Origin of the sequence: Nocardioides sp. URHA0032 (assembly GCF_000620645.1) — a bacterium.
Taxonomy (GTDB): Bacteria; Actinomycetota; Actinomycetes; order Propionibacteriales; family Nocardioidaceae; genus Nocardioides.
Map to the genome: position 1 here is coordinate 130,365 of NZ_JIAV01000020.1, position 21,231 is coordinate 151,595.

Genomic DNA, 21,231 nt, shown 5'->3' on the forward strand with positions numbered 1-21,231 from the left:
GTCGCTCACGCGGCAGCTCGTGACGACCTGAGCCCCGCCAGGAACTCACTGCACCCGGCCTCGACCTTGCAGGTGGCCAGCTCGTCGCCCCTGGTCTGTCCGCGGTTGACGATCACCACCGGGACACCGGCCTTCGCGGCGCGCCGCACGAAGCGGAAGCCGGACATCACGGTGAGGCTCGAGCCCGCCACGAGGAGGGCACCGCGCGTGCCGGCGAGGCCGTCGACCGCCGCGTAGCACCGCTCGACGCGCGGCGCCGGGACGTTCTCCCCGAAGAACACGACGTCCGGCTTCAGCACGCCGCCGCACGCGGCACACGGCGGTACGACGAACCCGGCGGTCTCCTCGAGGTCGACGTCGCCGTCCGGGCGGACCGCCACGTCGGCGTACCGCTCCGCGAAGCCGGGGTTCAGCTCCGCCAAGCGCTCCTGCAGGGCCGCCCGCGCCGACGTCTGCCGGCAGCCGAGGCAGACCACGTCGGCGATCCGGCCGTGCAGCGCCACCAGGCGTGGGGTGCCGGCGCGCTCGTGCAGGCCGTCGACGTTCTGGGTGATCAGCAGTTCGGGCGCGATCTCGGCGAGCGCGAGGTGGCCGGGGTTGGGGTCGGCCCGCCGCATCCGTCCCCAGCCGAGGTGGCTGCGCGCCCAGTACCGCTGCCGGGCGGCCGGTCCGGAGACGAACTCCTGGTAGGTCATCGGGAGCCGCGACGGGGAGCCAGGCCCGCGGTAGTCCGGGATCCCGGAGTCCGTGGACAGCCCGGCGCCGGTCAGCACGACCAGCGGACGGCCGTGCAGGAGGTCGAGGGCCTCGATCACCGGGCGTAGCGGAGCTCGGCGCGCGCGCGGGCCTTGGCGGCCTCGACGTCGCGGTCCTTCGGCGGCGCCGTGGTCACCAGGTCGTCGAGCAGGTGCTCGGTGATGTGCGCGATCTCGGCGACCGCGCGGTCGAACGCTGCCTGGTTCGCCTGGCTCGGCTTCGTCGTGCCGCTCACCTTGCGGACGTACTGCAGCGCAGCCGCGCTCACCTCGTCGCGGGTCGCCGGCGGCTCGAAGTTGTTCAGGGGGCGGATGTTCCGGCACATGCCCCGAGCGTACGTCGCCCACGCACCTGCCAGCATGGCCTCCATGACCTCCGCGAACCGCGAGCACGACGTCGTCCTGGTCGGCGCGACCGGCTTCACCGGTGGGCTGACCGCCGAGTACCTCGCCCGGCACGCACCGGCGGGCCTGCGCTGGGCGCTCGCCGGGCGCAACCCGGCCAGGCTCGAGGCCGTCCGGGACCGGATCGGGGTGGACGTGCCGCTGCTGCACGCCGACACCAGCGACCCCGCCTCCCTGGCCGACCTCGCGGCGAGCACCCGCGTGGTGATCACGACCGTCGGGCCCTACCTGGAGCACGGCGAGCCGCTGGTCGCCGCCTGCGCCGAGGCCGGGACCGACTACGTCGACCTCACCGGCGAGCCGGAGTTCGTGGACCGGGTCTACCTGCAGCACCACGCCACGGCCGAGCGCACCGGCGCCCGGCTCGTGCATGCCTGCGGCTTCGACTCGATCCCGCACGACCTCGGCGCGATGCACTGCGTCCAGCAGCTCGCCGCCTCCGGGCCCGTGCGGATGCGCGGCGTCGTCCGCACCGGCGCGACGGCGTCCGGCGGCACCATCCACTCCGCGCTCGGCCAGTTCTCCCGGGCCCGCCAGATGCGCGCCGTGATGCAGGAGCGCCGCCGGGCGGAGCCGCGACCCGAGGGCCGCCGGTCGCGCGCTGTGTCCGGCAAGCCGCATCGCGACCCCCTGCTGAAGTACTGGCTGCTCCCGCTGCCCACCATCGACCCGTTCGTCGTCGCCCGCAGCGGCGCCGCGCTCCCGGCGTACGGCCCCGACTTCAGCTACTCCCACTACGCCGGCACCAGGACGCTGCGGTACGCCGTCGGCGGCGCGGTCGGCGTCGCCGCGCTGTTCGGTGCCGCCCAGGTCCCGCCGGTGCGGAACTTCCTGCTCGGCAGGGTGCCGCAGGGCGAGGGTCCCGACGAGGGGCGCCGCGCGAAGTCGTGGTTCCGCGTCGACTTCGTCGGCGAGGGCGACGGCCGCACGGTGCACACCCGGGTCAGCGGCGGCGACCCCGGCTACACCGAGACCGCGAAGATGCTCGCCGAGTCCGCCCTCTGCCTCGCGCTCGACGACAACCCCCCGACCGCGGGCCAGGTCACCACCGCGCAGGCGATGGGCGACAACCTGCTCGCGCGGCTGCAGGCGGCCGGGATCCGGTTCGAGGTCGTCGAGTAGGGGTGCCCCGGGCGGTGAGCGTACTGCCCACGCAGGATCACGGCCGGAGGACCGGTTCACCTGCGAGCTGGACGTGTTCGGTGTGCGAGAGGGCCTGGTCGATGATGTCGATGACGTGGTCGTCGAACAGCCGGTACACGACGTGGCGGCCGTGACGTTCGGCAACGACGAATCGCAGCTCGCGCAGCTTCCGCAGCTGGTGGGACACGGCGGACTGGGACATGTCGACCGCGGCGATGAGCTCGCCCACCGTGAGCGGCCCGTGCTGGAGAGCAACGATGAGGTGGAGACGGCTGGGGGTCGCGAGTCCGTGAAGGACTGCCGCAACGGTGGTGGCGTCGTCGTCGCCCAGCCGGTCGCGTGCTGCTCCTGCGAGTCGGTTGCCGTTGCGCTGGTGTCCCACGAGCCAACCGTACGCCAAATATGAGCGCTCCTTCATGTGTTCTACGATGGTCGGCGTCGGCGCCCGCGCCCTTCAGCCCCGCCAGGTCGAGTCCATCGGAGCACCACCATGAGATCCACCCACCACGACCACGACCACGACCACGACCACGAGCACGACCAGGACCACGACCACGGGCACGCAGGCGGCGTGAAGGGCTGGCTGTCCGAGCTGTTCCGGCCGCACAGCCACGATGCGGCGGACTCGGTGGACGATGCCCTCGAGGCCAGCTCCCAGGGCATCCGAGCGGTCAAGACCAGCCTCGTCGTCCTCGGCCTCACCGCGCTCGTCCAGGCGGTCCTCGTCGCCGTCACCGGATCGGTCGCCCTGCTGGCCGACACCATCCACAACTTCTCCGACGCGCTGACCGCCGTCCCACTGTGGGTCGCGTTCGCGCTCTCCCGCCGCCGCCCGAACGCACGGTTCACCTACGGGTACGGCCGCGCCGAGGACCTGGCCGGCATCTTCATCATCGCGATGATCGCCGCGTCGGCCGTGGTCGCCGGAGTCGAGTCGATCCGCCGGCTCCTCGACCCCGCCGACCTCGGGCATCCCTGGGTGCTGATGGCTGCCGGGGTCATCGGGTTCGTCGGCAACGAGGTCGTCGCGTCCTACCGCATCCGGGTCGGGCGCCAGATCGGCTCGGCGGCGCTGGTCGCGGACGGTCTGCACGCCCGCACCGACGGGTTCACCTCCCTGGCGGTCGTGCTGGGCGCAATCGGGGTGCTGGTCGGGTTCCCGCTCGCCGACCCCCTGGTCGGCCTTCTCATCACCCTGGCGATCCTGGTGGTGTTGCGCGGCGCGGCGCGCGACATCTACCGGCGTCTCATGGACGCCGTCGACCCGGCGACGACCGATCGGGCCCGTGGCATCCTCGCCGCCACGCCCGGCGTCCTCGAGGTCGAGCACGTCCGGCTGCGGTGGCTCGGGCACCGGATGAGCGCCGACGCGGGCATCGTGGTCGCTGACGACCTCGACGTGGTCGCCGCCCACGACATCAGCCACCACGCCCAGGACCGCCTCGTGGCGGGCATCGCCAGGCTGACCGATGCCGTCATCCACGTCAGTCCAGCAGCACCTGCACGACGGTGACCGCGAGCCCGAATGTCGCCTCTCAGGCGACGTAACACACGTGGTTGGTGCCCCAGGCAGGAGTCGAACCTGCGACCTTTCGCTTAGGAGGCGGCTGCTCTATCCGCTGAGCTACTGGGGCAGCGACGCCGGTGTGACGTCGGCGCACAGTGTTTCACGTGGGGCTGGCGGGCCGGCTCGGCGTACCGACGTTTTGTTTGAACGCGCTGGTCACAGGGAGACTTAAGGTTCGGGCCGTACGTTGACGACGGCCCTGTCCCCGAGACCACGAGGTTCGACGATGTCCGACGCTGCGCCTGAGAGCGCCGAGCGCGACCCCGTCGTCCCCAAGCGCCGCGGCAAGGTCCGCAAGCGGCACACGGTCGGCAAGGTGCTGCTCGCCAGCGTGCTCGTCCTCGCCATGGTGACCGGTCTCGGCACCATCTGGCTCTACCGGCACCTCAGCGGCAACCTCAACGGCATCGACATCACCTCGCAGCTGGAGAACCGGCCGGACAAGTTCGCCGTCACCGGGCCGCAGGAGCCGCTCAACGTGCTCGTGATGGGGTCGGACAGCCGCGACTGCGCCGGCTGCAACATCGACAACCTGACCGGCGGCGGGCAGCGCTCGGACACCACGATCCTGTTCCACCTCTCGGCGGACCGGGAGCGGGCGTACGGCATCTCGATCCCGCGCGACCTCCTGGTCGACCGACCGGACTGCAAGGCCCAGGACGGGTCGACGATCCCCGGCGCGGACAACGTGATGTGGAACGAGGCGTTCGGCCTCGGCGGGCCGGCCTGCACCATCCAGCAGTTCGAGCAGCTGACGGGGATCCGCCTCGACCACTTCGTCGTGGTCAACTTCGAGGGCTTCCAGGGCATGGTCGACGCGATCGGCGGCGTCGAGGTCTGCATCCCCGAGCCGATCGTCGACCCCTCGCACGGCATCAACATCCCGGCGGGCACCCGCAAGATCAAGGGCAAGGAGGCCCTCAACTACGTGCGGGAGCGGTACGTCGTCGGCAACGGCTCCGACATCGGGCGGATGAAGCGCCAGCAGGCGTTCATCGCCTCGATGGCCCACCAGGTCGTCACCGCCGGCACGCTGGCCCGACCGGACCACCTGCTGCGGTTCCTCGACGCCGCGACCAAGTCGCTGACGGTCGACAAGGGCTTCGACAACCTCGTGGACATCACCAAGCTCGGCATCCAGTTCAAGAACATCGGGCTCGACAACATCCAGTTCATCACGATCCCGAACGTGCCGGACCCGGCCGACCCCAACCGCCTGGTCTGGAAGCAGCCCGAGGCCAAGCAGGTGTGGAAGAAGATCGCCCACGACGAGCCGCTGACCAAGAAGCTCAGCGACGACGTGATCAGCGCCGGCAACGTGCCCGGCTCCGGGTCGCCCTCCTCGTCCGGCAACGGTGGCAAGAACGAGGCCGACAAGCAGGCACTCGAGGACGCCGGTCTGTGCACATGAGGCAGCGCAGATGAGGCAGCGCCCATGACCGAGCGCCAGTCCGAGACCGCCTGGGAGCGCCGCAAGCGGCTCGCCGAGGTGTTCGGCGACGCGCTCCCGGAGACCACGAGCGACGAGCGGGACGACGCGCCGGCGCAGGAGCGGGACGGCGACCAGTGGCTGCGGGACCAGGTGCCCCCGCACCACGGGACCTGATCAGATCGTCGGCGGACGCCCCTGCTGTGCGGCCAGGAGGTCGCGGATCTCCTCCAGCAGCTGGATGTCCACGGGGGTGCCCGGGTCCTCGGCAGGGAAGAACTTCTCGTTGGCCTTGGTGTAGGGCATCACGATGAGGAAGTAGACGACGGCCGCGATGATCACGAAGCTGATCACCGCCGTGACCCAGGCGCCGAAGGGGAGACCGCCCGGCGTCCAGCCCGTGAAGTCCGGCTGGCCGCCGACCTTCCCGATCAGGCCCATGATGAGGTCGACGGTGGCGGTGATCACCGCGGTGAAGGCGAGCGCCATGATCAACGCAACCGCCAGCTCGACGAGGTTGCCCCGGAGGATGAAGTTCTTGAACCCGGTCATGCCCGCACGCTAGCCGGGAAACGCGACCGTGAGGAAGGTCCGCACCGACGCGTCCGCGATCCGGGCCACGTCCGCAGGCGCCGCGCCCACCACGACCAGCCGGCCGGTCAGCTCGGCGGCACCGACCTCGCCGTCGCCGGCGGGGAGCGCCAGCACCGGTACGCCGGACGCCACCACCGTCGCGCCGCTGCCCTGCGGATCTGCCGAGACCAGGTCCACCCGGTCGCCGACCGCCAGCAGGTCCGCCATCGCCGCGTCCGGCAGCCGCACCGGCACGGCCGCCAGCCCGGGATAGCCCTCGGTCAGTGACGGCCCGACGAGTCGGACGTCGGTGACCGGCTCGCCCGCGCGCAGCGGCGCTGCGAGGGTGCGGCCCGCGGGCGCGGCGGCCACGCCGGCGGGGACCGAGCCCGGCCGGAACCCGACCGTGCGCAGGTCCTCGTCGCCGAGGACCGTGCCGGACGGGAGGTCGTGCGCGGCGACGACGACCCGCACCTCGGGGGGTGGGGTGGCGGTGGCCGCGTGCAGGCCGGTCGCGACCGCGACGGCGGTCAGTAGCGCGGCCAGCAGCCGGCGCCGGGCGAGCACGGCCCGGCGTACCGGGCGGAGGATCGGGGCGAGGCGGCGCATGCCGCGACGCTAGGCGGGATCAGCCGGCGGCGCGTCGGCCCTCCACAGGGCCCCCCTCAGTCGGAGGACGTCGAGGCGGCCGCGGCTGCGGGCTTCGCCTCGCTCTTGGTCTCCGTCTTGGCCCCGGTCTTCGTCTCGGTCTTCGTCTCGGTCGTCGAGGCCGCGGGGGCGTCCGAGGCGCTCCCGGAGCGGCTGTCGGTGCGGTAGAAGCCCGAGCCCTTGAACACCACGCCGACCGCGTTGAACACCTTGCGCAGCCGGCCGCGGCACTCAGGGCACTCGGTGAGCGCGTCGTCCGAAAAGCTCTGGACCCGCTCGAAGGCATGGGCGCACTCGGTGCAGGCGTACTGGTAGGTCGGCACGGTTCTCCTCCGCGATGGCCGGTCATTGGCACTCGGCCCTGACGAGTGCCAATGGTACGACACGGCACAATGAGCGGCGACATGGTTGGTGGGCTGGGGTTCCGGGGGTGGCCGCGCGCGGCCCGGATCGCGACGTACGTCGCTGCCGGCGTGGTCGTCCTCCTGATCGCGACGCTGCTCACCGCCGTCCACCTGGTGCGGGAGCCGTTCCCGCAGACGACCGGCGAGATCGACGTCCCCGGGCTCGCCGGGAAGGTGACCGTGGTGCGCGACGACGCCGGGATCCCGCAGGTCTACGCCGACTCCGTCGACGACCTGATGATGGCGCAGGGCTACGTGCACGCCCAGGAGCGGTTCTTCGAGATGGACGTCCGTCGGCACGCGACCGCCGGACGGCTCGCGGAGATGTTCGGCACGGCCGGGCTGGAGAGCGACGAGTACGTCCGCACCATGGGCTGGCGCCGGGTCGCCGGGCAGGAGCTCGCGCTGGTCTCGCCGGAGACCCGCGCCGCCCTCGAGGCCTACGCCGACGGCGTCAACGCCTACCTCGACACCCACACGCCCAGCCAGATCGCCGTCGAGTACACGGTCCTCAACGCCGGCGGCCTCGGCTACGAGCCGGAGCCGTGGACACCGGTCGACTCCCTGGCGTGGCTGAAGGCGATGGCGTGGGACCTGCGCGGCAACATGACCGACGAGATCGACCGGGTCCTGGCGCTGGCGGGGCACACCGCCCGCCAGGTGCGGCAGCTCTACCCGGCGTACGACTACGACGCGCACGCGCCGATCGTGCGGCAGGGCGCCGTGGTCGACGGCGTCTTCGAGCAGGACGCGACCGGCCCGGGCACGCGCAACCCCCGCCGGCCGGCGTACACCGCCGACATGCGCGGCGCGCTGGCCCGGCTGCGTGCCGGCCTTGCGAAGCTGCCGCCGCTGCTCGGCCACGGCGACGGCCTCGGCAGCAACAGCTGGGTCGTCGCCGGGGACCACACCGACACCGGCGAGCCGCTGCTCGCGAACGACCCGCACCTCGGCGTCTCGCTGCCCGGTGTCTGGATGCAGATGGGCCTGCACTGCCGCGAGGTCACCGACGACTGCCCGTTGGACGTCGCCGGGTTCACCTTCTCCGGCGTGCCCGGCGTGATCATCGGCCACAACCGGGACATCGCCTGGGGCTTCACCAACCTCGGCCCCGACGTCAGCGACCTCTATCTCGAGCGGGTCGAGGGCGACCGGTGGCGGTACGACGGGCGCTGGCGGCCACTACGCCGCCGGACCGAGACGATCAAGGTGGTCAACGGCGCCGACGTCACGCTGACGGTCCGGTCCACGGCGCACGGGCCGCTGCTCTCCGACGTCGCCGACGACGTGGCGGACGTGGGGGAGGACCCGCCCGGGGTGCGCGCCGGGACGTACGCCGTCGCGCTCCAGTGGACCGCGCTCCAGCCGTCGCCGACCGCGGACGCCGTCCTCGGGATCGACGCCGCGACGGACTGGGAGAGCTTCCGGGCCGCGGCCGCGTCGTTCGACGTACCGGCCCAGAACCTGGTGTACGCCGACCGCGACGGTCACATCGGCTACCAGGCGCCCGGGCGCGTCCCGATCCGCAAGTCCGGCAACGACGGGCTGCTCCCGGCCGCGGGCTGGAAGCCCGAGGACGACTGGACCGGCGACGACGTGCCGTTCGACGGGCTGCCGAGCGTGCTCGACCCCGACGAGGGGTTCGTGGTGACCGCGAACCAGGCGGTCACCGGGCCGGACTACCCGTACTTCCTCACCGACGACTGGGACCGCGGCTACCGGTCGCAGCGGATCCGTGACCTGCTCCAGCGGCAGCTCGACGGCGACGGGACGGTGTCGATGGACGACATGCTCGCCATGCAGCTCGACGACCTGCACCCGATGGCGGCCGAGCTCACGCCGTACCTCCTCGACATCGACCTGCCGCACGGCTACTACTCCGCGGGCCAGCAGCAGCTGCGGGCCTGGGACTTCCACCAGGACGCCGACAGCCCGGGCGCGGCGTACTTCAACGTGGTGTGGCGCAACCTGCTGGCGCTCACCTTCCACGACGACCTGCCGACCGGCATCTGGCCCGACGGCGGGGACCGGTGGTACGCCGTCGTCACGAACCTGCTGCACGACCCGAGCTCCGCGTGGTGGGACGACGCGAACACGGCCGACGTCGACGAGACCCGCGACGACATCCTGCGGCAGGCGATGCTCGACGCGCGCGACGAGCTGACCCGGCGGCAGGCGCTGGACAGCGACGACTGGACCTGGGGGCACCTGCACCGGCTGGACCTGCACAGCCCGTCACTCGGCGAGTCCGGCACCGGCGCGGTCGAGTGGCTGGTCAACCGGGACGGCTGGGAGGTCGGCGGCGGCTCGTCCACCGTCGACGCGTCGTCGTGGGACGCCGCGGAGGGGTACGGCGTCGAGAGCGCCCCCTCGATGCGGATGGTCGTGTCGCTCGCCGACTGGGACGACTCCCGCTGGATCAACCTCACCGGCGTCTCCGGACACCCGTTCGACCGGCACTACACCGACCAGACCGACCTGTACGTCGACGGCAGGACCCTGCCCTGGCCGTTCTCTCCCGACGCGGTCGAGCGCGCCGGCGCCGACGTACTCACCCTCCTCCCCGCCCCCGCCGACGGTTGAGTCGGAACTCAACGGCGGAGGGGGCGGAGGCCGGAGGGGGTGGCCGCGAAGAGGACCGGGCGGTCGTGGGGCTCCACGGGGATGTCGAGGCCGACCTCCCCGTCGTAGAGCAGGGCGCAGGTGAAGGTGCCGACGGGCACCCGGCCGAGGGCGCGGTCGTAGGAGCCGCCGCCGCGGCCGAGGCGTACGCCCGTGGGCGAGACCGCGAGCGCCGGCACGATCACCACGTCGGCGGTCGCGACCGCGTCCGGGCCGAGCCGCTCGCCGATGGGTTCCAGCAGCCCGAGCCGCGCGGGCGCCAGGTCGCCGGCGTCGCGGTACACCGCCCAGTCCAGGTCGCCGTCGGGCAGCAGGACCGGGAGGATCACCCGCTTGCCGGCCCGGCGCAGCCCGTCGAGCAGGGGACCGGTGCCGGGCTCGCCGTTCATCGAGACGTACGCAGCCACGGTCGCCGCCCGCCGTACGTCCACCGTGGCCAGCAGGTGCTCGGCGAGCTTCCGCGCCGCCGCGCCGACCTCGGCGATCGGGCGGCGGTTGCGGGCGGTCAGCAACCGGTCCCGAACCGCGATCTTCGCGGGTGATTGCGTGCCCTTCACGGGGGAAGCCTACGATCGTGAGCATGGGAAGTGCTGGCCTGAACAAGGCACGCGACAAGATGACGGCGGCCGGGGTCGACCCGGTGGCGATCGACACGTTCGCTCACTACTACCGGCTCCTCGAGCACGGTGAGACCGGGATGATCCCGGAGGCGTCGATCGAGCCCGTCGACATGGAGTCGCTCGCCGGCGTCGATGTCTCCGACGAGGCCGCCGCCGCGGCCATCCGCAGCACGGCCGTGATCAAGCTGAACGGCGGCCTCGGCACCTCGATGGGCATGGACCGCGCCAAGTCGCTGCTGTGCGTTCGTCGCGGCCTGTCCTTCCTCGACGTGATCGCCCGTCAGGTCCTGCACCTGCGCGAGGAGTACGACGCGACGCTCCCGCTGCTCTTCATGAACAGCTTCCGGACCTCGGCCGACACGATGGCCGCCCTGGCACGGTACGACGGCCTCCCGGTCGAGGGGCTGCCGCTGGAGTTCCTGCAGAACAAGGAGCCCAAGCTGCTGGTCAAGGACCTCACGCCGGTGAGCTGGCCCAAGGACCCCGACCTCGAGTGGTGCCCGCCCGGCCACGGCGACCTCTACACCGCGATGCGCGGCTCCGGCCTGCTCGACAAGCTGATCGCCGCCGGCTACGAGCGGGTCTTCGTCTCGAACTCCGACAACCTCGGCGCCGTGCCCGAGCCCCGGATCGCCGGCTGGTTCGCCGGCACCGGGGCGCCGTTCGCGATCGAGGCGGTACGCCGTACGCCGTCGGACCGCAAGGGCGGCCACTTCGCCCGCCGCAAGGCCGACGGCCGGATCGTGCTCCGCGAGACCGCCCAGACGCCGGCGGCGGACCAGGCGGCGCTCGCCGACCTGGACCGGCACCGGTTCGCCTCCACGAACAACCTCTGGTTCGACCTGGCCGCGATGAAGCACGCCCTCGACGTGCGCGACGGCATCCTCGGGCTGCCGCTGATCCGCAACGTCAAGAACGTCGACCCGGGGGACAGGTCCACCCCCGAGGTGATCCAGGTCGAGACCGCGATGGGCGCCGCCGTCGAGGTCTTCGACGACTCCCGGCTGATCGAGGTCGGCCGCGACCGGTTCGTGCCGGTGAAGACCACCAACGACCTGCTGGTGCTGCGGTCCGACGTCTACGACATCCGCGGCGACTTCGTGCTCGACCAGGCCGCCGCCGAGGTGCCGTACGTCGACCTGGACAGCGAGCACTACAAGCTGGTGCGCGACTTCGACAAGCGCTTCCCCGAGGGCGCGCCCTCGTTGAAGAAGGCGGGCTCGCTCAAGGTCTCCGGGGACTGGACCTTCGGCCACGGCGTCCAGGTGATCGGCGACGTCGAGCTCGACGCCACTTCGGCCCAGCGGGTCGGCGCCGACACCGTCCTCTCGACCGACGGTGCCGACGGTGCCGATGGCTGACGGCCTGACCACGGTCGACGACCACCTCGCGCGGATCCTGGCGGCCATCGAGCCGCTGCCGGCCTACCCCCAGCCGCTGATGGAGGCGCTCGGGCTCGCCGCTGCCGAGGACGTGGTCGCGACGATCGACCTGCCCTCCTTCGACAACTCCGCCATGGACGGGTACGCCGTCCGGCACCAGGACGTCGCCACGGCCTCGGCCGAGGCCCCGGTGCACCTGCCCGTGGTCGGCGAGATCGGGGCCGGCCAGGCGCAGCTGCTCGCGATGTCGCCGGGGACCGCGGTCAAGATCATGACCGGGGCCCCGGTCCCGGCCGGGGCGGACTCCGTGGTGCCGTACGAGTGGACCGACCGCGGCGTCGCGCAGGTGCGCATCGAGCGCGCCCCGTCGTACCGCCAGCACGTCCGGCCGGTCGGCGACGACGTGCGGGTCGGCGACGTGCTCGTCTCCGAGGGCACCGTGCTCGGCCCGCGCCACCTCGGGCTGCTCGCGGCGGTGGGCCGTCCTACCGTGCCCGCCCGGCCCCGTCCCCGGGTGGTGGTGATCTCGACCGGCTCGGAGCTCCGGGAGCCCGGCGCCGAGCTCGGACACGACTCGATCTACGACGGCAACTCGTTCCTGCTCGCGGCCTCCGCGCGGCGAGCGGGCGCGATCGCGTACCGCGTCGGCATCGTGCCCGACGAGCCGCGGGCCTTCCTCGAGGCTCTCGACGACCAGCTGGTCCGCGCCGACCTCGTGGTCACCAGTGGCGGGGTGTCGCAGGGCGACTTCGACGTCGTGAAGGAGGCGCTCGCGCCACTCGGGTCGGTGTGGTTCGGCGGTGTCGCGATGCAGCCCGGCAAGCCGCAGGGCTTCGGCCGGCTGGGCGACGACGGCACGCCGATCTTCACGCTGCCGGGCAACCCGGTCTCCTCCTACGTCTCCTTCGAGACCTTCGTGCTCCCCGCGATCCGCAAGCTGATGGGGCTGCGGCCCTACGGGCGCCCGACCACCACGGCGCGGCTCACCCATGACCTCACCTCGCCGGACGGCCGCCGGCAGTTCGCCCGCGCGTCGTACGCCGTCGACAAGGCCGGCCCCGCCGTGACGCCGGTCGGCGGACACGGTTCCCACCTGATCGGCGATCTGGCACAGTCCGACGCGCTGGTCGTGGTGCCCGAGGGCGTGGCCCGGATCGCGGCCGGCGAGCAGGTCCAGGTGCTGAGGCTCGACGAGGAGTTCTGATGTCCGCTCTGCCGGATCCGGGAGGCCTGACGCACGTCGACGAGTCCGGCGCCGCGCGGATGGTCGACGTGTCCGGCAAGGACGTCACGGCTCGTACGGCGACCGCGTCCGGCCGGGTGCTCGTCTCGGCCGAGGTGGTGGCGCTGCTGCGCGGCGAGGGCGTGCCCAAGGGTGATGCACTCGCGGTGGCGCGGATCGCCGGGATCATGGGCGCGAAGCAGACGCCCGCGCTGATCCCTCTCTGCCACCCGCTCGCGATCTCCGGCGTGACCCTGGACCTGACCGTCGCCGACGACGCCGTCGAGATCACCGCGACGGTCAAGACCTCCGACCGGACCGGCGTCGAGATGGAGGCGCTCACCGCCGTCGCGGTCGCCGGACTCACCGTGGTCGACATGGTCAAGGCCGTCGACAAGTCCGCGGTCATCACCGAGGTGCGTGTCGAGGCCAAGTCCGGCGGGAAGTCGGGGGACTGGTCGCGATGACCAGCCTGCGGGCCGAGGTCGTGGTCGCGTCCAACCGCGCCGCGGCCGGTGTCTACGAGGACACCACCGGGCCGCTGCTCGTGGACTTCCTGCGCGAGCTCGGCTTCGCGGTCCAGCCGCCCGTCGTCGTACCGGACGGCGAGCCGGTGGGCGCGGCGATCCGCGCCGCTGCCGACGGCGGCGCTCGTGTGGTGCTGACCACTGGCGGCACCGGCCTCACCCCGACCGACCGGACCCCCGAGGTGACCCGGACGCTGCTCGACCGCGAGGTGCCGGGCATCGCCGAGGCGATCCGGGCGTACGGCGTCGCGCAGGGTGTGCCGACGGCCGTGCTCTCGCGCGGGCTGGCGGGCGTGGTCGGCACCAGCCTGGTCGTGAACCTGCCCGGCTCGCGCGGCGGCGTGAAGGACGCGATCGCCGTGCTCCGGCCGATCCTCGTGCACGCTGCCGAACAGGTCGTGGGGAGTGACCATTGAGGCCGTGGTCGAGCGCGTGGCCGGCCCGGCTCACCGCCGGCGAGGTCACCGTCCGTCCGCTCGCCTACTCCGACGCGCGCTCCTGGCGTGACGCCCGGCGGCGCAACGCCGCGTGGCTCCGGCCCTGGGACGCCACCGTCCCACCGGGCGCCGACGCCCGGCCCTCGTCGTTCCGCGCGCTGGTCTGGCGGCTGCACCGGCAGGCCCGCGCCGGCACGACGTACCCGTTCGCCATCGACGTGGACGGGAGGTTCGCGGGCCAGGTGACGGTCAACAACGTGGTGCGTGGCTCGGCGCAGTTCGGCTCGATCGGCTACTGGCTGGACCGGGAGCACGCCGGGCACGACGTGATGCCGCGCGCCGTCGCGCTGGTGATCGACCACTGCTTCACCGCCGCCGGGCTGCACCGGATCGAGGTCGCGATCCGGCCGGAGAACTCCAACTCGCTGCGGGTGGTCGAGAAGCTCGGGCTGCGGGAGGTCGGGTACGCGCCGAAGTTCCTGCACATCGACGGCGAGTGGCGCGACCACCGGCTCTATGCGGTCACCGTCGAGGAGGTGCCGGACGGGCTGCTCGCACGACTCCAGCACCACGAGTCACATGAGTGATTTTGCGACACACTGGTGGACATCCGAAGCCAGCTGCGGTAGCGCTCCTAACCTCTGACTCGTGGACCTGAGCGCACTGATCTTCGTCGCCCTCGCTGTGGCGTGGGCCGTCTACCTCGTTCCCATGGCGCTCCGTCACCACAGCGACGGCGCCACGTCGCGGTCCGTCGACGGCTTCTCGCACCGGATGCGGGTGCTGGCCCGGCGTGAGCCGGTGAGCCCCAGGTCGGCCCGGCTGGTAGTCAACACCGCCGCGCCGGCAGCCCCCGCTGCCGCCACGGCCGAGCTCGACCCGGCGCAGGCCCGCGCCCGACGTGCAGCGGCCAAGCGGGCCACCAAGCGCCGGCGCAACGTCCTGGCGCTCATCCTGGTCGCGAACCTGGTGGTGGCCGGCGTCGCCGCGTCCGGCGTGGTCGCCTGGGCGTACGTCGCGATCCCGGCCGGCCTCCTGGTCGCGTGGCTGGTCGCCTGCCGGATCATGGTGAAGGGCGAGCGGAAGGCGCTGTCGCCGGCCGCACGCGTCGCGACTGCGATGGAGACCGATGCCGAGGCCGGGTCCATGGAGGGCCGCGTCCTCGTCGAGGATGAGAAGGAAGAGCAGGACGCCGACCCGATGGCCGACACCTCCGCCGGCATGGCCGCGATCGTCGACCCGGCGCTGTGGGACCCGGTCCCGGTCACGCTCCCGACGTACGTCGGCAAGCCGGCCGCGACGCGCCGCACCGTCCGCACCATCGACCTCGAGGGCACCGGCGTGTGGACCTCGGGCCGCACCGAGTCCGACGCGCAGCTCGCCCGCGAGGCCGACGAGGCGGACAAGGCGGCCCGCAAGGCGCGCGAGGACGCGGAGCGCGCGACCGGCTCCTGAGCCCTAGGCTCGGGGCATGGCCGTCGAGCTCGCAGCCTCCCGCACCTACCCCGCGGGGGTCGCACGCTCGTTCGACATCGTGCTGCCCCTGCCGCTGCCGTACCTCTCCGCGCACCGGTACGCCGCGATCCCGCCTGTCACCGCGGTCCGGGACCAGGGCTCGTGGGACACGGCCGGCCAGACCCGCACCATCGTGCTCGGTGACGGCGGCACGATCCTGGAGACCCTCACCGACGTGGACCGACCGCACGCGTTCGGCTACCGACTCACCGACATCACCGGCCCGATGAAGGTGCTCGCCACCGCCATCGACGGCCGCTTCACCTTCGACCCCGCCGGCACCGGCGTCCGCGTCACCTGGGCGTGGACCGTGCACCCGCGGCGCCGCCTCGGCGCCCTCGCGATGCCGGTGTTCGCCCGCATGTGGCGGCCCTACGCGCGCATCGCCCTGGAGCGTCTCGAGGACGTCCTGGTGGCCTGACGGGTCGATTCGGAACACCCGTGGGGCTGGTGCTAACGTTGCGCTCCGCAACATCCTGGGGCTGTGGCGCAGTTGGTAGCGCGTCTCGTTCGCAATGAGAAGGTCAGGGGTTCGAATCCCCTCAGCTCCACCAAACCTGCAGGTCAGGCGGTGACTCCAGGCTCCTCCCCGAGGAGACGGAGTGAAAAGTCGGCACAAACTCGGCACTTCAGCCATTCACACCCTGGCGTCTCGGCGCCACACGGCGTGGTCTCGGCGGCTCTCGGCGCGGCCCGCGCACCTGAGGGTCATGGAGACCACCAACGCACACCCCTCCGCCCTCGAAGCCGTGCTGACGATCTCGGAGCTGGCCGCTGACCTCGGCGTGAGCGTCCAGCTGATCTACGACTTGCGCAGCCAGGGCCGCGGACCGCGCGGGTTCCGGGTCGGCCGGGAGCTCCGGTTCCGGATCAGCGAGGTGGAGGCCTGGCTCGCCGGTCTCGAGGACGCCGACCAAGAGCGCCACCCGCGCCGGAGCGCGCCGTGAGCGGCGGCCGCCCGCGGACCTCGATCGGCGCCTACGGCGAGATCTACGTGATGACCCGCCGTGGCCGGTGTGTGGCCGAGACCCGCATCCGCGACGCGGAGGGTCGGCTTCGCAAGGTCACCGCCACCGCCGGCTCCCAGCGGGCCGCCACGGCCCGGCTGAAGGAGCGGCTGCTGGAGCGTCCGTCCCGTGGGGTGAACGGTGCGCTGAGCCCGTCGTCTCCGTTCCCCGCGCTCGCCCAGCTGTGGCTGGCCGACCTGGACCGGCGGGATCTGACTGAGACCACCAAGCACGGTTACCGCGACCACCTGCGCCCGCACGTGGGGCCGGCCCTGGAGCACTTCACTCTCGGTGAGATCACCACCGGCCAGGTCGAGTGGTTCCTGAAGTCCCAGGCGGCGGTCTCGACCTCCATGGCCCGGCGGTCCCGGACGCTGCTGAACCTGCTCTTCGGGTTCGCGCTGCGCCACGATGCCCTGGGCCGCAACCCGGTCGAGGGCACGTCCCCGCTGCCGTCTCCCAGACGCGCCCCTCAGGCGCTCACTCTGGACCAGATCGCGGCGATCCGCGCTGCGGCCGCGTCCTGGCGTACGGAGGCGGGACTGCCCGGCCCGAAGAGTGACGGCAACGTCCGGGACATCATCGAGGTCCTCCTCGGCACCGCGATGCGCCCCGGTGAGGCGCTGGCGCTGCGCCCCTGCGACGTCACCGACAGCGACCGCGGCATGGTCGTGCATGTGACCGGGACCGTCGCCTTCTTCGCGCCGGTGTCGACATCGACCCGGCCACCGACTGCTCGTACGTGTCGCGGTCCATCGGGCCAGTGACCTCGACGCCGTCAGGCGTGGCGACCAATCGGGTCGCGACACCGCTGCCCTCGGCAAGGTAGTAGTAGTCATCGGCACGCGAGCGGTCGCGCTCCACGTACGCCCGTGCTGCCCCCGCGGCGCCGCGATAGAACTTCACCCCGTCATGCACGCGACCACCCCCGACACTCTGTGGTCTCTAGGTGCTCACCGCCCACCTACGGAGCTCCGTAGCATGCGTGTCGCTCGATCTGGAGGGTGCGAGAAGCGCCGGGAAGTGGAAGCGCCGAGTGGATTGGGGTCCGTCGCGAGCCGTGTTGTCACATGTGTGACGACCAGGAGAACGCCACCCGGGTGACCGGTTGCCTCTCTGCGGTGCAGGGTGAGGTCGACCGCTTCGCCGCGCTCCGGGGCCGCGTAGACAACGTGGGGATCGTGGTCGAGATGGCCCGCGCCCGGGGCTCAGTGACCCAAGCCGATGAGCAGGTCGGCGGCCCCGAGGTAGCCCGCGAGCATGGCGCGGGCAGTCAGATGCAGGTCCCCGTCGGTCGGGAGGAACGACGGGGAGTGCAGCGGCTCGTTGGTCTCGCTGCCCACGAACATCATCGCGGAGGGCATCCGCTCGGAGAAGAAGGAGAAGTCGTCGGAGCCCAGCGACCGCAGGGTGGTCGAGAGGCCCATCCCCTGGTCGGTGAGGTGCGCGGAGATGGCGCGCACGAGCTCCGGATCGTTCTCGAGCACGGGCTCGCCGTCGGTGATCGTCACCTCCGCCTCGCACCCGTGCGCCCGGGCGACGTGCTGCGCGACCGTGACGATGCGGTTCCGCAGCAGGGTGCGGGTGTCGGGGCCCAGCGCCCGGATGGTGCCCGTCGCCCGCGCCAGGCCCGGGATCACGTTCGCGGCCTGGCCCGACGAGAACGACGAGACCCCGACGACGGCCGCCGACATCGGGTCCACGGAGCGGCTGACGACGCTCTGGAGAGCCACCACGATCTCGGAGAGGGCGAGCAGCGGGTCGCAGCTCAGGTGGGGGTAAGCCGCGTGGCCGGACGCTCCGTGCACGCGGATCTCGAACTCGTCCGACGACGCGTTCACCCCGCCCGGCACGCATGCGACGACACCCGGCGGCAGCGAGGGCTGGATGTGGGCGCCGATCATCGCCGCGCACTCCTCGGCCTGGAGGATCCCGTGCTCTGCGATGTCCTTGGCGCCCGACGGGTAGGTCTCCTCCCGGGGCTGGAGCACGACGAGCAGGGGGACCGTGCCGCCCGCCTCGTGGACCGCCCAGGCGACGGCCACCAGCGCGGCGAGGTGGAGGTCGTGGCCGCAGGCGTGCATGGTGCCCTCGTGCCGCGAGGCCCAGGCGACGCCGGTCCGCTCACCCACCGGGAGCGCGTCCATCTCGCCCCGGATGCCGATGCTCCGGCCGGGTCCGCCCAGCCGGAGGACGGCGCCGGTCTCGGCGACCTTGGTCGGCGTCTGGTTGCCCGGCAGCGCCTGGAGCACCCGGTCCCGGGTCATCGACTCATCGCCGGAGAGGTCGGGCTCGCTGTGCAGCAGCCGCCGCAGCTCGGCGGCCCGTCCCAGGTGTCGCTCGAGCAGGTCCCACACGGTGGGGTCAGCCATGGTCGCTCCCGTAGAGGTGCTCGGCATTGGTGCGACCGACCATGGTCGCGACCCGGATGGCGTCCGCGACGGACCACTCGCCCTCGTCGACCCAGCCCGAGAGCGCGCGGGTCATGCCCCGGCGCCACAGCAGGGAGCCGAGGAGGTGGAGCTCGGGCGGGCCCCACGCGTCGGAGGAGTAGAGGACCTTGCCGAACGGCGCGAGCTCGAGCGACTCGGCGATCACGGCCGCGGAGGCCGCGCCGGTGTAGTTCACGGCGAGGCCGACGTCGAAGTAGACGTGGGGGAAGGCCTGCGCCAGATAGCCCGCCTGGCGGTGGAAGGGGTAGCAGTGCAGCAGCACGACCTCGGTGCCCAGCGGCTCGACGAGCTTGATCCAGGCGGCGAGCAGGAGCGGGTCGCACCGCCGCAGGTCGAGGTCCGGGTCGCCGTAACCGGCGTGCAGCTGCACGGGCAGCCCGGTCTCGACACCGGCCCAGAGGGCCATCCGCAGCAGCACAGGGTCGGTGACTCGCGGCGTCGCGCCGCCCTCGAGCTCGGCCAGCCACTCCGCAGCGGCGGCGCGGACCTCGCCGGCCGACGGTCGCTGCGGGTCGAAGTCGAAGCCGTACCGGTAGGCGATCACGGACTTCAGCCCCGCCGCGCCGGCACTCGCCCGGTCGAGCGCGACCCGGAAGCGCTCCTCCAGGGTTGTCGCCTCGGCGCTCACGACGACGTCCTCGAGCAGGGTCTCGAGCCGCACGATCTCCTGGACCCTGGCGTCGGGCACCCGGGAGGCGAACGTGGGGAGGTCCAGGATCTCGTCGCCCTTGAAGCCCGTGTCGACCAGCCACCGGTCCACGCCGGCGGAACCCAGGAGCCGTCGGTCGAGCTCGGCAGGAGCAAGGAGCTGGCGGGCCTGCCAGTACTCCTCGATGTCGGCATGGGGCGAGAGGCCGAGGAGCGGCGCGCAGTGACGACGTACGGCGAAACCCACCTGCGAGTCGAAGCGCGACGTCCCGCGAGCGGGTGGCCGGTCGGACTCGGTGAGCAGGTCGCCGAAGCCGGCCAGGCTCGGTGCGGCCGTCGAGCAGGTGTGCACGTGGTGGTCGACCAGCGTCAGGGCGGCGACCGCCTCCGCGATCTCAGTAGACATCGGCCATCTTGGCGCAGAGCTGGACGTCGTCGAGGCCCGCCACCGCGGCCAGCTCGGCACGCTTCACGGCGAGGTGGGTGGCGAGCAGGTCGGGGTCGAACCAGCCGGCGACGACGGGGTCGGCGGCGAGATTGTCGAGCGCCTCACCCAGGCCGGAGGGCAGGGTGGGGACCCCCGCCAGCTCCGGCTCGGTGACCGTCTCCGGCCAGATCGTGGGCTCGTCGTACTCCCCGGTGAGACCCGCCAGACCGGCGCGCACGAGCACCCCGAGGGTGAGCCACGGGTTGGCGGTGGCGTCGGAGGGACGGAACTCGAGGTTGTACTGCCCGGCGGTGTCGCCGCCGCCGACCGTGCTGGTGGGACAGATGCGGAGGAGCGCCTCGCGGTTGCGCTCGGCGAGGAAGATCCCGCCCGCGCTCCAGCGGTGCGGCGTCAGTCGCAGGTAGGAGGCGGGGCTGGGCGCCGTGAGTCCGAGGAGGGCGGGCGCGTGGGCCAGGACGCCGGCCGCGAAGCGGTGCCCGAGTGCGGAGAGCCCCGCGGGTCGGGTGGGGTCGTACAGCACCGGAGCGCCGGTGCTGTCGCGCAGCGAGAGGTGCACGTGGACGCCGTTGCCGCTCCCGTCGGGGTGGAGCAGGGGAGCGAAGGTGACGCGCCGTCCGTGGCGCCGGGCGAGGTCGCGCACCAGCTCCTTGACCAGCACGGCGCGGTCGGCAGCGACGAGGCCGGGGGCAGGCTGGAGGGTGATCTCGAACTGGTCGGCCCCGAACTCGGGGAGCCAGTTCTCAGGCTCCAGGCCGGCGCCCTCGAGGAGCGCGACCAGCTCGGAGCCGAAGGGCTCGATGCTGCGGTGCCGCTCGAACGAGAACGGGCCTGTCTTGGGCAGACCCGCCACCATGAACTCGTGCTCGAAGGAGGCGACGACGTCCAGACCCGTGGCCGCACGCAGGTCCTCGAGCGCCGTACGAGCGAACGTGCGCGGGCAGCACGCCCACGGTGTGCCGTCGGGGAGCGTCTGGTCCGCCAGGACGACGGTCACTTTCGGGTCGTCCTTGTGGGCGGGGATCTCGACCTGCGTCGCGGCGTCCGGCATCAGTCGCAGGTCGCCGGTCGAGCCGAAGACGTTGGCCGCGATGGCGCCGAACGCCGTGATCGCCAGGTCCGCCGGCACCCACCCGACGCCACGCCGCAGCACGGAGTCGAGGGCGCTCGCGGGGACGGAGCGACCGCGCATCTGGCCCGCGAGGTCACTGGTGGCGACGAACACTGTGGGGTCGGGGGTCATGCTCCACCTTCTCGGATCGCTGGGCGCCACGGAGCTCGACGAGCCAGCCGGTCAGGATGGCGTGGTGTCACGGCGTCGAACACACAACCAGATTGATATATCCATTTCAAAAATGCGTCAAGCGCGACGGTCTGAAATATTGGTTTCGAACTTCGGGGTCGAAGCCGCGGTGGCCGTGTCTGGCAT

24 protein-coding genes and 2 tRNA genes are annotated in these 21,231 nt (G+C 72.4%); 15 read left to right on the top strand and 11 right to left on the bottom strand.

Features of this window, described 5'->3' with window-relative positions; translation table 11 throughout:
* Positions 1 to 5: 5 nt before the first annotated feature.
* Together N538_RS24920 and N538_RS0111030 are read right to left on the bottom strand one after the other, a co-directional pair.
* Positions 6 to 815, bottom strand: coding sequence for an NAD-dependent protein deacetylase (locus tag N538_RS24920; protein WP_036570160.1), 810 nt, complete (start codon positions 813 to 815; stop codon positions 6 to 8).
* Positions 812 to 1,081, bottom strand: a complete 270-nt coding sequence (locus N538_RS0111030) for a DUF2277 domain-containing protein (RefSeq protein ID WP_028637357.1) — start codon at positions 1,079 to 1,081, stop codon at positions 812 to 814. Before N538_RS0111030 ends, N538_RS24920 begins: the two co-directional genes overlap by 4 nt.
* Before the next feature lie 43 nt (positions 1,082 to 1,124).
* Here N538_RS0111030 and N538_RS0111035 point away from each other — a divergent pair, with 43 nt between their 5' ends.
* On the top strand, positions 1,125 to 2,282 hold the full coding sequence (locus tag N538_RS0111035; protein WP_036570258.1) for a saccharopine dehydrogenase NADP-binding domain-containing protein: 1,158 nt from the start codon (positions 1,125 to 1,127) through the stop codon (positions 2,280 to 2,282).
* 37 nt (positions 2,283 to 2,319) lie between these two features.
* Here the strand turns inward: N538_RS0111035 and N538_RS0111040 are convergent, their stop codons facing one another.
* A complete protein-coding gene (locus tag N538_RS0111040; RefSeq protein WP_028637359.1) occupies positions 2,320 to 2,685 on the bottom strand; it encodes an ArsR/SmtB family transcription factor in 366 nt (121 codons plus the stop codon).
* A 108-nt stretch (positions 2,686 to 2,793) separates the two neighbouring features.
* On the opposite strand from N538_RS0111040, the gene N538_RS0111045 reads away from it, so the two are divergent.
* Positions 2,794 to 3,816, top strand: coding sequence for a cation diffusion facilitator family transporter (locus tag N538_RS0111045; RefSeq protein WP_028637360.1), 1,023 nt, complete (start codon positions 2,794 to 2,796; stop codon positions 3,814 to 3,816).
* Positions 3,817 to 3,861: 45 nt separating this feature from the next.
* Here the strand turns inward: N538_RS0111045 and N538_RS0111050 are convergent.
* Positions 3,862 to 3,937 (bottom strand) — tRNA-Arg (locus N538_RS0111050).
* Positions 3,938 to 4,096: 159 nt separating this feature from the next.
* On the opposite strand from N538_RS0111050, the gene N538_RS0111055 reads away from it, so the two are divergent.
* Both N538_RS0111055 and N538_RS28990 read left to right on the top strand, forming a co-directional pair.
* Positions 4,097 to 5,281 carry an LCP family protein gene (locus N538_RS0111055; RefSeq protein ID WP_028637361.1) on the top strand — a complete coding sequence of 395 codons (1,185 nt, stop codon included), beginning with the start codon at positions 4,097 to 4,099 and terminating at the stop codon, positions 5,279 to 5,281.
* A gap of 24 nt (positions 5,282 to 5,305) precedes the next feature.
* Complete coding sequence (locus N538_RS28990) at positions 5,306 to 5,476, top strand: hypothetical protein (RefSeq protein WP_197025306.1); 171 nt, start codon at positions 5,306 to 5,308, stop codon at positions 5,474 to 5,476.
* Here N538_RS28990 and N538_RS0111065 read toward each other — a convergent pair whose 3' ends face one another.
* The 3 genes from N538_RS0111065 to N538_RS0111075 are packed head-to-tail and all read right to left on the bottom strand — an operon-like array spanning position 5,477 to position 6,843.
* Positions 5,477 to 5,851: an MscL family protein gene (locus tag N538_RS0111065; RefSeq protein WP_028637362.1), complete on the bottom strand. Its 375-nt coding sequence runs from the start codon at positions 5,849 to 5,851 to the stop codon at positions 5,477 to 5,479. It lies immediately after the preceding gene.
* 9 nt (positions 5,852 to 5,860) lie between these two features.
* Complete coding sequence (locus N538_RS0111070; RefSeq protein ID WP_028637363.1) at positions 5,861 to 6,481, bottom strand: SAF domain-containing protein; 621 nt, start codon at positions 6,479 to 6,481, stop codon at positions 5,861 to 5,863.
* Positions 6,482 to 6,537: 56 nt separating this feature from the next.
* Positions 6,538 to 6,843, bottom strand: coding sequence for an FmdB family zinc ribbon protein (locus N538_RS0111075; RefSeq protein WP_028637364.1), 306 nt, complete (start codon positions 6,841 to 6,843; stop codon positions 6,538 to 6,540).
* Between the two features lie 81 nt (positions 6,844 to 6,924).
* Between N538_RS0111075 and N538_RS0111080 the strand changes: the two genes are divergently transcribed.
* The gene (locus tag N538_RS0111080) at positions 6,925 to 9,507 is read left to right on the top strand and encodes a penicillin acylase family protein (protein WP_036570162.1); all 2,583 of its coding nucleotides are present in this window, start codon (positions 6,925 to 6,927) and stop codon (positions 9,505 to 9,507) included.
* Positions 9,508 to 9,515: 8 nt separating this feature from the next.
* On the opposite strand, the gene N538_RS0111085 is transcribed toward N538_RS0111080, so the two are convergent.
* Complete coding sequence (locus N538_RS0111085) at positions 9,516 to 10,103, bottom strand: 5-formyltetrahydrofolate cyclo-ligase (RefSeq protein WP_028637366.1); 588 nt, start codon at positions 10,101 to 10,103, stop codon at positions 9,516 to 9,518.
* A gap of 23 nt (positions 10,104 to 10,126) precedes the next feature.
* On the opposite strand from N538_RS0111085, the gene N538_RS0111090 reads away from it, so the two are divergent.
* The 10 genes from N538_RS0111090 to N538_RS28410 all read left to right on the top strand — a co-directional run bounded on the left by N538_RS0111090 (position 10,127) and on the right by N538_RS28410 (position 17,023).
* Positions 10,127 to 11,527 carry a UTP--glucose-1-phosphate uridylyltransferase gene (locus N538_RS0111090; protein WP_036570164.1) on the top strand — a complete coding sequence of 467 codons (1,401 nt, stop codon included), beginning with the start codon at positions 10,127 to 10,129 and terminating at the stop codon, positions 11,525 to 11,527.
* On the top strand, positions 11,520 to 12,752 hold the full coding sequence (gene glp, locus N538_RS0111095; protein ID WP_028637368.1) for a molybdotransferase-like divisome protein Glp: 1,233 nt from the start codon (positions 11,520 to 11,522) through the stop codon (positions 12,750 to 12,752). Before N538_RS0111090 ends, glp begins: the two co-directional genes overlap by 8 nt.
* Complete coding sequence (moaC, locus tag N538_RS0111100) at positions 12,752 to 13,237, top strand: cyclic pyranopterin monophosphate synthase MoaC (protein WP_028637369.1); 486 nt, start codon at positions 12,752 to 12,754, stop codon at positions 13,235 to 13,237. The genes glp and moaC overlap by 1 nt, the downstream gene beginning before the upstream one ends.
* Positions 13,234 to 13,713 (top strand): MogA/MoaB family molybdenum cofactor biosynthesis protein, encoded by a 480-nt coding sequence (locus N538_RS0111105; RefSeq protein ID WP_036570166.1) that lies wholly within the window; start codon positions 13,234 to 13,236, stop codon positions 13,711 to 13,713. The genes moaC and N538_RS0111105 overlap by 4 nt, the downstream gene beginning before the upstream one ends.
* Positions 13,710 to 14,321, top strand: coding sequence for a GNAT family N-acetyltransferase (locus N538_RS0111110; RefSeq protein ID WP_028637371.1), 612 nt, complete (start codon positions 13,710 to 13,712; stop codon positions 14,319 to 14,321). Before N538_RS0111105 ends, N538_RS0111110 begins: the two co-directional genes overlap by 4 nt.
* A gap of 61 nt (positions 14,322 to 14,382) precedes the next feature.
* A complete protein-coding gene (gene sepX, locus N538_RS0111115; RefSeq protein WP_028637372.1) occupies positions 14,383 to 15,189 on the top strand; it encodes a divisome protein SepX/GlpR in 807 nt (268 codons plus the stop codon).
* Positions 15,190 to 15,205: 16 nt separating this feature from the next.
* On the top strand, positions 15,206 to 15,670 hold the full coding sequence (locus tag N538_RS0111120) for an SRPBCC family protein (RefSeq protein WP_028637373.1): 465 nt from the start codon (positions 15,206 to 15,208) through the stop codon (positions 15,668 to 15,670).
* A 57-nt stretch (positions 15,671 to 15,727) separates the two neighbouring features.
* A tRNA-Ala gene (locus N538_RS0111125) sits at positions 15,728 to 15,803 on the top strand.
* A 156-nt stretch (positions 15,804 to 15,959) separates the two neighbouring features.
* Positions 15,960 to 16,196: a helix-turn-helix transcriptional regulator gene (locus tag N538_RS24925; protein WP_051549184.1), complete on the top strand. Its 237-nt coding sequence runs from the start codon at positions 15,960 to 15,962 to the stop codon at positions 16,194 to 16,196.
* Positions 16,193 to 17,023, top strand: a complete 831-nt coding sequence (locus N538_RS28410) for a site-specific integrase (protein WP_051549185.1) — start codon at positions 16,193 to 16,195, stop codon at positions 17,021 to 17,023. Before N538_RS24925 ends, N538_RS28410 begins: the two co-directional genes overlap by 4 nt.
* A 441-nt stretch (positions 17,024 to 17,464) precedes the next feature.
* On the opposite strand, the gene N538_RS0111140 is transcribed toward N538_RS28410, so the two are convergent.
* From N538_RS0111140 to N538_RS0111150, 3 genes are read right to left on the bottom strand one after another with little or no spacing between them, the layout of a single operon-like run.
* A complete protein-coding gene (locus tag N538_RS0111140) occupies positions 17,465 to 18,628 on the bottom strand; it encodes a M20 metallopeptidase family protein (protein ID WP_028637374.1) in 1,164 nt (387 codons plus the stop codon).
* Positions 18,621 to 19,763, bottom strand: a complete 1,143-nt coding sequence (locus N538_RS0111145) for an amidohydrolase family protein (RefSeq protein WP_028637375.1) — start codon at positions 19,761 to 19,763, stop codon at positions 18,621 to 18,623. The genes N538_RS0111140 and N538_RS0111145 overlap by 8 nt, the downstream gene beginning before the upstream one ends.
* Positions 19,753 to 21,045, bottom strand: coding sequence for a glutamine synthetase family protein (locus N538_RS0111150; RefSeq protein ID WP_036570169.1), 1,293 nt, complete (start codon positions 21,043 to 21,045; stop codon positions 19,753 to 19,755). Before N538_RS0111150 ends, N538_RS0111145 begins: the two co-directional genes overlap by 11 nt.
* Positions 21,046 to 21,231 lie beyond the last annotated feature (186 nt).

Bases quoted from the DNA above. Each gene is read 5' to 3' on its own strand.
- N538_RS0111030 (WP_028637357.1), bottom strand. From the start codon at position 1,081: ATGTGCCGGAACATCCGCCCCCTGAACAACTTCGAGCCGCCGGCGACC.
- N538_RS0111035 (WP_036570258.1), top strand. From the start codon at position 1,125: ATGACCTCCGCGAACCGCGAGCACGACGTCGTCCTGGTCGGCGCGACC.
- N538_RS0111045 (WP_028637360.1), top strand. From the start codon at position 2,794: ATGAGATCCACCCACCACGACCACGACCACGACCACGACCACGAGCAC.
- N538_RS0111055 (WP_028637361.1), top strand. From the start codon at position 4,097: ATGTCCGACGCTGCGCCTGAGAGCGCCGAGCGCGACCCCGTCGTCCCC.
- N538_RS28990 (WP_197025306.1), top strand. From the start codon at position 5,306: ATGACCGAGCGCCAGTCCGAGACCGCCTGGGAGCGCCGCAAGCGGCTC.
- N538_RS0111065 (WP_028637362.1), bottom strand. From the start codon at position 5,851: ATGACCGGGTTCAAGAACTTCATCCTCCGGGGCAACCTCGTCGAGCTG.
- N538_RS0111070 (WP_028637363.1), bottom strand. From the start codon at position 6,481: ATGCGCCGCCTCGCCCCGATCCTCCGCCCGGTACGCCGGGCCGTGCTC.
- N538_RS0111080 (WP_036570162.1), top strand. From the start codon at position 6,925: ATGGTTGGTGGGCTGGGGTTCCGGGGGTGGCCGCGCGCGGCCCGGATC.
- N538_RS0111090 (WP_036570164.1), top strand. From the start codon at position 10,127: ATGGGAAGTGCTGGCCTGAACAAGGCACGCGACAAGATGACGGCGGCC.
- glp (WP_028637368.1), top strand. From the start codon at position 11,520: ATGGCTGACGGCCTGACCACGGTCGACGACCACCTCGCGCGGATCCTG.
- moaC (WP_028637369.1), top strand. From the start codon at position 12,752: ATGTCCGCTCTGCCGGATCCGGGAGGCCTGACGCACGTCGACGAGTCC.
- N538_RS0111105 (WP_036570166.1), top strand. From the start codon at position 13,234: ATGACCAGCCTGCGGGCCGAGGTCGTGGTCGCGTCCAACCGCGCCGCG.
- N538_RS0111120 (WP_028637373.1), top strand. From the start codon at position 15,206: ATGGCCGTCGAGCTCGCAGCCTCCCGCACCTACCCCGCGGGGGTCGCA.
- N538_RS24925 (WP_051549184.1), top strand. From the start codon at position 15,960: ATGGAGACCACCAACGCACACCCCTCCGCCCTCGAAGCCGTGCTGACG.
- N538_RS0111140 (WP_028637374.1), bottom strand. From the start codon at position 18,628: ATGGCTGACCCCACCGTGTGGGACCTGCTCGAGCGACACCTGGGACGG.
- N538_RS0111145 (WP_028637375.1), bottom strand. From the start codon at position 19,763: ATGTCTACTGAGATCGCGGAGGCGGTCGCCGCCCTGACGCTGGTCGAC.
- N538_RS0111150 (WP_036570169.1), bottom strand. From the start codon at position 21,045: ATGACCCCCGACCCCACAGTGTTCGTCGCCACCAGTGACCTCGCGGGC.